Consider the following 7928-nt stretch of genomic DNA (forward strand, 5'->3'; position numbering starts at 1 on the left):
TGTCGTCGAACGAGGAGCGGCGCAAGGAAGCTCCGGGTCCGCACCGAGGACTCCGGCCGGCCACTAACGGTGCTCTCCCCCACCCCCGCCGACCCGAATGTCACACCCTTCCCCCATCCTTGCCTTCGTCACCATCTCCTGTGGAGGGACGCATGCTATTCGAGTCGGCGGTGGAGGCCTTCTTCATCTCGCGCGCACCGCGCAAGGACTCCCCCCACACCGTGGCCGCCTACCGCCGCGACCTCACCGCGATCGCCAGGCTCGTCGCCGGCCACGAAGGCCTCGAATCCGCCGCACTCCCCTGCTCGGTCTTCACCGCGAAGGTCCTGCGCCGCGCCTTCGCCGACTACGCCGCCACCCGTGCGAAGTCGTCGATCGCCCGCGCCTGGTCGACCTGGAACACCTTCTTCGCCTTCTGTGTCGGGGACGGCATCGTCGAGGGGAACCCGATGTCAGGGGTGGCCCGGCCGAAACTGCCCGACCGCTCCCCCAAGCCGCTTCGCGGCGAGGACGCCGCCGAGAGGCTGCTCACCGCCATCGCCGCCGGCGCCCGAAAGGCCCGCAATCCTTGGCTGGAACGGGACTTGGCGGTCGTGGCCACCCTCCTGCTCACCGGCCTGCGCACGGCCGAACTGCTCGGCCTGTCTGCGGGCGACCTGGCCGGCGCCGAAGGCGAGCAGCGGCTGGTGGTTCGTGGGGGCAAGGGTGATGCCGACCGTGTGGTGCCGGTGGACGTGCCGTTGGAGCGGCTGATCGCCGAGTACCTGGTGACGCGGGCGAGACGGCTTCCCGGTGAGCGGGCACCGCTCCCCCGGCGTTCACCGCTGTGGGTGGACCACACGGGTGAAGCTCTGACGCGCAACCAGTTGCAGTACCTGGTCAAGCAGTCCTATCGCTCGGCGGGGATCGACGACCGGGTCGAGCGTGGCGCGCTGGTGCACGCGTTGCGGCACACGTTCGCGACGAAACTGGGGCAGTCGGGTGCTTCGGCGACCGAGATCATGGAGTTGCTGGGGCATCGGTCCCTGGCGGCTTCTCAGGGGTACATCAAGGCGACGGCTCGGGAGCTGCGGGACGCCGCTCGGGCCAACCCCACGTACGGATTCGTGGGCCGGTTGATGGGCGGGGACCGCGGGTAGGGTGTGCGCATGTCTTCTGAGGGTGTGCTGGACGCGACCGCGCGGCGGTTCGAGCAGATCGTGGCCGAGGCACAGTCGGCGGGCCGTATGCCGTCGCTGGCGGCGGGAGTGGTACGCGGTGGCGAGCTGGTGTGGTCGGGCGTGCGGGGTCGCGTCGAGGGCGGTGTTCCCAGTGTGGACACGCAGTATCGGATCGGGTCGCTGACGAAGTCTTTCGTGGCGCTGCTGGTGATGCGGTTGCGTGATGAGGGTCTGGTGGATCTGTCCGATCCCGTGGAGAGGCATGTGCCGGGTTCGGTGATCGGCGATCGGACGGTGGCTCAGCTGCTGTCGCACACCGGCGGGGTGGTGGCGGAGTTGCCGGGGCCGTGGTGGGAGCGTTCTGCCGGTGTGGGCCGCGACGAGCTGCATGAGCGGTTGGCCGCGGGTGCGGTGGTGTCGCGGGCGGGTCGTGGTTTCCACTATTCGAACCCGGGTTACGCGGTGCTGGGCGAGTTGGTGGAGCGAGTGCGGGGGAAGGCGTGGTCGGAGATCTTGACGGCGGAGGTGTTGGGGCCGTTGGGGATGTCGCGGACCACTCCCCTGCCGGAGGGCGAGCACGCGCGGGGGTGGGCGGTGCATCCGTGGGCGGATGTGGTGTTGCCGGAGGTCGTGCAGGACACGGTGGCGATGGGGCCGGCGGGTCAGTTGTGGTCGACGGTGGGTGATCTGGGGCGGTGGGCGGCGTTCTTGGGTGGTGACACCGGTGAGGTGTTGTCGTCGGGGACGTTGGAGGAGATGTGCGAGCCGGTGGGTGTCGCCGATGGGGATGTGTGGACGTCGGGGTACGGGCTGGGTTTGCAGGTGTGGCGTGAGGGTGGGCGTCGGCGGGTGGGGCATGGCGGTTCGATGCCGGGGTTCGTGTCGGGGATCGTGGTGGACCGGGAGCGTTGTTCTGGCGCGGTGGCGTTGTTGAACTGCACGATGTCGCCGAAGGCTGGGGTGGCGGGTCTGTTGCTGTCGGCGTTGGATGAGTTGGAGCCGCCGGTGCCGGGTGAGTGGTCGCCGGAGTCCGGTGTGGATGTGTCGTTGTTGGAGGTGACGGGTCCTTGGTATTGGGGTGCGTCGCCTTCGGCGGTGCGTTTGCTGCGTGATGGGTGGCTGGAGTTGTCGGTGTTGGGTGGGCGAGGGCGCGGGTCGCGGTTCCGGCCGAACGGCGATGGGACGTGGACGGGACTCGACGGGTATTACGCCGGTGAGGTGTTGCGGGTGGTTCGTGGGGAGGATGGGGTGGTGCGTCATCTGGATCTGGGGACTTTCGTGTACACGCGGGAGCCGTATGGTCCGGCGGGTTCGGTGCCCGGTGGGGTGGATGAGGGTGGTTGGCGGTAGTGGGGGGATGTTAAAGGCCCGGCGGGTGTTCCCGCCGGGCCTTTGTGTTGCGGTGGTCTATTTGATGGCGACGAGTTCGACGTCGAAGACGAGGGTGGAGCTGGGGGGGATGGCGCCGGGGAAGCCTTGGTCGCCGTAGCCGAGTTCGGGTGGGATGACGAGGGTGCGCTTGCCGCCGGGGCGCATGCCGAGCAGGCCTTGGTCCCAGCCTTGGATGACCTGTCCGGCGCCGAGGGTGAAGGTGATGGGGGCGCCGCCGGCGGAGCTGTCGAACTGGGATCCGTCGGCTTGGAGGGTGCCGGTGTAGTGGACGGCGACGGTGTCTCCGGCCTTGGCTTCGGCGCCTTCGGTGGGTACGTGGTGTTCGGTGATCTCTAGTGGCATGGGGTTCACGGTATCAACGGGTGCGGCCGCGGGGTTTGAGTCGGGTGGTGGGCATGGGGGGTGCGGGGAGTCGGTGGCCGTGGCCTGTGTAGCCGGTGACGGTGCCGAAGCGGGGGTGGTGTTGTTGCCATTGGGTGCGGGCGGTGGCGATTTCGTCGTGGTCGCGGGCGATGAGGTTCCACCACATGACGATGTGTTCTTCGAAGGGTTGGCCGCCGATGAGCAGGAGGGTGGTGGGTTGGTCGGTGGTGGTGATGGTGAGTTGGGTGCGGTTGGTGCCGAGGTAGAGGAGGGGGCCGGGTGGGAGGGGTGTGTGTTCGATGGTGGCGTGGCCGGTGGCGGTGGTGATGCCGTGTTCGAAGTCGGGTTCGAGGGGGGTGGTGTGGGTGGTGTGGGGTGGGAGTGTGAGTTGGAGGGCGATGAGCGGGGTGTGGGTGGGTGCGGGGCTGGTGGCGCCGTTGTGGGTTCCGATGATGAGGGTGGTGGTGTCGTCGGTGGGGAGGTCGGGGTGGTGGTCGAAGCGTGGGGTGGTGTTGCGGGTGTTGTCGGGGAGTGCGGTCCAGAGTTGGTAGCCGTGGACGGTGGTGGGGGTTTGGGGGGTGGTGGTCTGTTCGGAGTGGGAGATGCCGTGGCCGGCGGTCATGATGGCGAGTTCGCCGGCGGTGAAGGTCTGGTGGTGGTCGGCGCTGTCGTTGTGGTGGATGGTTCCTTGGATGAGCCAGGAGATGGTCTGTAGTCCGGTGTGTGGGTGGGGTGGGACGTCCATGGGTGTGGTGGTGGGGTGTGGGCCGTAGTGGTCGTTGAAGCACCAGGCGCCGATCATGCGGCGGGTGCGGTCGGGGAGGGTGCGGTGGACGGTGGTGTTGCGGGTTCCGCCGAGGGCGACGTTGTGGCCGTGGATGAGTTCGAGGGTGGGTGTGGTGGGTGTGTGTTGTGTTCCGCCGCAGGTGGTTTCGGTGGGGTTTTGGTCGAGGTTGCTCATGTGGGTGAGGTTAGTTGTGGGGGGTGGGTGGTTTGGGGATCCGGGGAATAGTTGACGTGTCAGCATCCTTTGCTAGAGTTGCTGACGTAACAACATTTCGTGGAGGTGGATCGTCATGCCGGCCGTGACCGCCAAGAACCCCCTCGCCCTCCCCCGGGTGAGGACGCTCGACCCCGCCGCCGACCGGGCCCGCCCGGTGGTGTCGGTGACAACGGCGCCCAAGGGCTTCGAAGGCGAGGGCTTCCCGGTGCGCCGGGCCTTCGCCGGTGTGGATCTGCGCGCGCTCGACCCGTTCGTGCACATGGACCAGATGGGCGAGGTCGAGTACGCCCCGGGCGAGCCGAAGGGGACCGCGTGGCATCCGCACCGCGGGTTCGAGACGGTCACCTACATGATCGACGGGGAGATGGCGCACTCCGACTCCAACGGTGGCGGTGGGCTCATCGGCGGTGGCGACACGCAGTGGATGACCGCCGGCGCGGGGATCTTGCACATCGAGACTCCCCCGGAGTACCTGGTGGCCTCCGGTGGCCTGTTCCACGGGCTGCAGTTGTGGGTGAACCTGCCGCGGGCGGAGAAGTTCGCCGCGCCGAGGTACCAGGACATCACCGGTGACAAGGTGGCGCTGCTGAGCTCGCCCGACGGGGGTGCGCTGGTGCGCGTCATCGCCGGGGAGGTCGACGGGCACGCCGGTCCGGGGTCGACGTACACGCCGATCACGCTGGTGCACGCCACGATCGCGCCGGGGGCGTCGCTGACGCTGCCGTGGCGGGCCGACTTCAACGCGCTGGTCTACGTGCTGGGCGGCGAGGGCAGTGTGGGGGCCCAGGAGCGTCCGATCGGCTCGGGGCAGCTGGCGGTGTTCGGTGCGGGTGAGTCCATCACCGTCGGCGCGAACACCGAACAGGACTCGCGGCATCCGGCGCTGGAGGTCTACATCCTGGGCGGGCGTCCCATCAGGGAGCCGATCGCGATGTACGGGCCGTTCGTGATGAACACCAAGGCCGAGGTCGTCGCGGCGTTCGAGGACTTCCAGGCCGGGCGGCTGGGTTCGGTCCCCGCGGCGCACGCCGACGTGCGCGGTGAGCGTCCCGGTGAGCCGTTGACCGGCTGACCTGTCCCCTGTGTCAGGCCGTGCCCTCCACCGCTGTCGCGGTGGGGGGCTTCTTGGCGTAGGTGACGGCCTGGACGTATGCGTTGCCGGCGACGTACTGGCAGGCGAGCAGGACGAGCAGGGCACCGGAGGGCAGGTAGGCGGTGGGCCAGGCGGGGTGGTCGGGGTTGAGCAGGGCGGTGAGAGGCCCGGCGGGCCAGAGCATGGCCAGGGGGAAGAACAGGGGTCCGGCGATCTTGCCGGTGAGGGTGTGGGCGGCGGTCAGGCCGGTGGCGGCGATGAGGGCCAGGACGCCGCAGGCGATGGTGACGGGGAGCAGGTCGGCGTAGAAGGCGATCCAGTCGCCGATGCCGTCGCCGGTGGTGAGGGTGACGGGGTGACCGGGTGTGGTGTCGCGGGCCAGGACGGGCGGGTTGGGCATGCCCGCGCCGGCCAGTGGTGGGGCGATGACGGCGAAGGCGAGCCAGGAGGCCAGTCCGGTCAGCAGGAGCCGGGAGGGGGCTGGGGACGCGGTCACGGTGTGAATTGTGCCTGCCCGCCGGTGGGTGCGGCGGGCAGGCCGGTGGGTGTCTAGATGTAGGGGCTGTCGGCGGCTTCGGCGCCGGTGAGCAGGGCGTCGCGGTTGCCGGGCCAGATTTGGGAGTTGACGCAGCTGTAGGCGGGGGTGAAGCCGCCGCAGGTGCCGAAGTCGGCGCCCATCTCGTAGGTGTAGCTGGCCACGCCCAGGGCGCCGTAGGTGTAGTCGTCGGTGACGCCGGACGAGGTGTAGCCGACGGTTTCGGGTCCGTTGCCGACGTAGTAGCCGTTGGAGTCGGCCATGTCCTCGCCCAGGGCGCGCAGTGCGGCGTCGTTGGGGGCGTCGCTTGCCGTCCAGCCCCAGGGGATGACGACGTATCCGCCATAGGAGTGGAGGGTGATCATGACGTCGCGGGCGCCGGAGGGGGCCGGGGTGGTGTCGCCGGTGCCGCGCTGGTCGGGGTGGATGGCGCGGAAGAACGCCTCAAGGGCGCGGACTTCGGGCTCGGAGCCGGCCGAGGCGCCGCGGTAGGTCTCGGCGCAGGGGCTGGTGGAGGCTCCCCCGCCGCCCCACTTGAAGGTGGAGTTGCGGTTGAGGTCGACGCCGATGGAGGTGCCGGTGCAGCCGCCGCCGGTGTGGGCGTTCTTGCGCTGGAGTTTGGGCCGGTCGCCGCCGGAGGCGACGATGTCGACGCCGTCGGGGTTGGCGATGGGCACGATCCAGATCTCGGTGGTGTCCAGCAGGGCCGTCACGCGGCTGTTGGAGCCGTATCCGGTGGTGAGGTGGTCGATGAACTTCCAGGCGACCTCGCCGGTGGACAGTTCGCGCGCGTGAATCTGGGCGATCATCGAGAAGCGGGGCTTGGTCGACTGCGGTGCCAGGGAACAGTCGCCGGCCTGCTTCTTGGTGATGCAGATCGCCTTGATGTCGTGCCCGCCCAGGCCCTGGGTCTTGCGCCAGGAGTCGCCGATGTCGTAGACCGTCGCCAGTGCCGGGTAGGCGGTCGCGACCTGGGTGAGGTGAGCGGTGTGCGCGGTGACGGTGTGGTAGCCGCCGTAGTAGGTGTCGGCGGCCTGGACGCCCGGTGGGACGGGCTTGTGGACGCTGTCGAGGTAGGTCAGGTCGTGGCCGTCGGCTTTGAGGTCGCGCGCGGTGGCCGCGTCGGCGATGACCACGGCCGTCCCGTCGGGTTCGGTGTGGGCGATGTCGAGGCCGGCGTCGGCCAGGGCCGACAGGGTGGCTCCGGGGGCGTCGAGGGACCAGTAGTAGGGGGTGGTGTCGGGTTCGGCCTGTGCCGCCGAGGAGGGGACGGCCGAGGCGAGTAAGGCCGCCGCGGCCATGGCGGTGAGGAGTCTTGAGTGGCGCACCGGGGTGCTCCTTTCGTCTGATGTGGACGAGTGTGTCACCGCGGGCACCGCACAGTCGACGGGCGAGAAGGTTTGCGACACTGGGCCGATGCGTTACGGCGAGGACGTTCTGGCCGGCGGTGGGCGCGGCCCCGCACGGCGTGAGGTGCCCGTGATCGAGGCGACGGGCGAGGTCGTGGCCGAAGACCCGGCCAGCGGGTTCTGCGGCGCGGTGGTGGAGTGCGGCAAGGATTCAGTGACTCTCGAAGACCGCCACGGACGCCGGCGCGTGTTCCCGCTGCTGCCCGCCGCGTTCCTCATCGACGGTGAGACGGTCACCTTGAAGCGCCCGGCGGTGGCCGGCCCGTCGAGGCTGATCAGCGCCTCGGGGTCCACCGCCGTGGCCGGGCTGCGGGCCAAGACCGCCATGGCCAGCCGCATCTATGTCGAAGGCGTTCACGACGCCGCCCTCGTCGAGCGCGTGTGGGGCCACGACCTGCGCGTCGAAGGTGTGGCGGTGGAATTCCTTGAAGGCATCGACGATCTCGAGGCCGTCGTCGCCGAGTTCGCACCCGGACCCGGCCGGCGCCTGGGGGTCCTCGTCGACCACCTCGTGCCCGGCTCGAAGGAGACCCGCATCGCCCAGCGCGTCACGGGCGAGCACGTCTTGGTGTGCGGTCATCCGTTCGTGGACGTGTGGGAGGCGGTGCGTCCTTCGGCGGTGGGGATCGGGGCGTGGCCGGTGGTGCCGCGTGGTGTGCCGTGGAAGGAGGGGGTGGTCGAGGCGCTGGGGTGGCGGGTGGACACCGGGGAGGCGTGGGGGCGGATTTTGGGTTCGGTGCGCGATTACCGTGATCTGGAGGCGGCGCTGGTGGGGCGGGTCGAGGAGCTCATCGACTTCGTGACCGCGCCTTAGGCCGTGTCCGGGTGATCACTGCGGGGCTGCGGCGGACTCGCACCCACAAGACCACCAGGACACGCCCTAGATCGTTGATGGGTTAATGGTCGTAGGCGATGAGGGAGCGTTTGACGGGTGCGCCTGTGTTCCAGTTGTGCCAGATGGCGGTGTTGAGGG

8 protein-coding genes are annotated in these 7928 nt (G+C 69.4%); 4 read left to right on the top strand and 4 right to left on the bottom strand.

What is annotated here, in order from left to right; genetic code table 11:
• Nucleotides 1–152: 152 nt before the first annotated feature.
• Together AB0I28_RS04355 and AB0I28_RS04360 are read left to right on the top strand one after the other, a co-directional pair.
• Nucleotides 153–1139, top strand: coding sequence for a tyrosine-type recombinase/integrase (locus AB0I28_RS04355; RefSeq protein ID WP_357489243.1), 987 nt, complete (start codon nucleotides 153–155; stop codon nucleotides 1137–1139).
• A 9-nt stretch (nucleotides 1140–1148) separates the two neighbouring features.
• Entirely contained in the window at nucleotides 1149–2510 is a 1362-nt protein-coding gene (locus tag AB0I28_RS04360; RefSeq protein WP_357489245.1) for a serine hydrolase domain-containing protein, read from the top strand.
• 57 nt (nucleotides 2511–2567) lie between these two features.
• On the opposite strand, the gene AB0I28_RS04365 is transcribed toward AB0I28_RS04360, so the two are convergent.
• The gene (locus tag AB0I28_RS04365) at nucleotides 2568–2894 is read right to left on the bottom strand and encodes an FKBP-type peptidyl-prolyl cis-trans isomerase (protein ID WP_357489247.1); all 327 of its coding nucleotides are present in this window, start codon (nucleotides 2892–2894) and stop codon (nucleotides 2568–2570) included.
• A gap of 13 nt (nucleotides 2895–2907) precedes the next feature.
• Nucleotides 2908–3876 carry a pirin family protein gene (locus AB0I28_RS04370; RefSeq protein ID WP_357489249.1) on the bottom strand — a complete coding sequence of 323 codons (969 nt, stop codon included), beginning with the start codon at nucleotides 3874–3876 and terminating at the stop codon, nucleotides 2908–2910.
• Nucleotides 3877–3991: 115 nt separating this feature from the next.
• On the opposite strand from AB0I28_RS04370, the gene AB0I28_RS04375 reads away from it, so the two are divergent.
• Nucleotides 3992–4990, top strand: a complete 999-nt coding sequence (locus tag AB0I28_RS04375) for a pirin family protein (protein ID WP_357489251.1) — start codon at nucleotides 3992–3994, stop codon at nucleotides 4988–4990.
• A 13-nt stretch (nucleotides 4991–5003) separates the two neighbouring features.
• On the opposite strand, the gene AB0I28_RS04380 is transcribed toward AB0I28_RS04375, so the two are convergent.
• Nucleotides 5004–5507: a hypothetical protein gene (locus AB0I28_RS04380; protein ID WP_357489252.1), complete on the bottom strand. Its 504-nt coding sequence runs from the start codon at nucleotides 5505–5507 to the stop codon at nucleotides 5004–5006.
• Nucleotides 5508–5560: 53 nt separating this feature from the next.
• Complete coding sequence (locus AB0I28_RS04385) at nucleotides 5561–6874, bottom strand: M14 family zinc carboxypeptidase (RefSeq protein WP_357489254.1); 1314 nt, start codon at nucleotides 6872–6874, stop codon at nucleotides 5561–5563.
• Between the two features lie 88 nt (nucleotides 6875–6962).
• On the opposite strand from AB0I28_RS04385, the gene AB0I28_RS04390 reads away from it, so the two are divergent.
• Nucleotides 6963–7769, top strand: coding sequence for a DUF3097 domain-containing protein (locus AB0I28_RS04390; protein WP_357489256.1), 807 nt, complete (start codon nucleotides 6963–6965; stop codon nucleotides 7767–7769).
• Nucleotides 7770–7928: the final 159 nt, after the last annotated feature.

Origin of the sequence: Phytomonospora sp. NPDC050363 (assembly GCF_040655735.1) — a bacterium.
In the GTDB taxonomy this organism is placed as follows: Bacteria; Actinomycetota; Actinomycetes; order Mycobacteriales; family Micromonosporaceae; genus Phytomonospora.

What these genes read in the sequence shown, in the direction of transcription:
- AB0I28_RS04355 (WP_357489243.1), top strand. Translation starts at nt 153, where the DNA reads ATGCTATTCGAGTCGGCGGTGGAGGCCTTCTTCATCTCGCGCGCACCG.
- AB0I28_RS04360 (WP_357489245.1), top strand. Translation starts at nt 1,149, where the DNA reads ATGTCTTCTGAGGGTGTGCTGGACGCGACCGCGCGGCGGTTCGAGCAG.
- AB0I28_RS04365 (WP_357489247.1), bottom strand. Translation starts at nt 2,894, where the DNA reads ATGCCACTAGAGATCACCGAACACCACGTACCCACCGAAGGCGCCGAA.
- AB0I28_RS04370 (WP_357489249.1), bottom strand. Translation starts at nt 3,876, where the DNA reads ATGAGCAACCTCGACCAAAACCCCACCGAAACCACCTGCGGCGGAACA.
- AB0I28_RS04375 (WP_357489251.1), top strand. Translation starts at nt 3,992, where the DNA reads ATGCCGGCCGTGACCGCCAAGAACCCCCTCGCCCTCCCCCGGGTGAGG.
- AB0I28_RS04390 (WP_357489256.1), top strand. Translation starts at nt 6,963, where the DNA reads ATGCGTTACGGCGAGGACGTTCTGGCCGGCGGTGGGCGCGGCCCCGCA.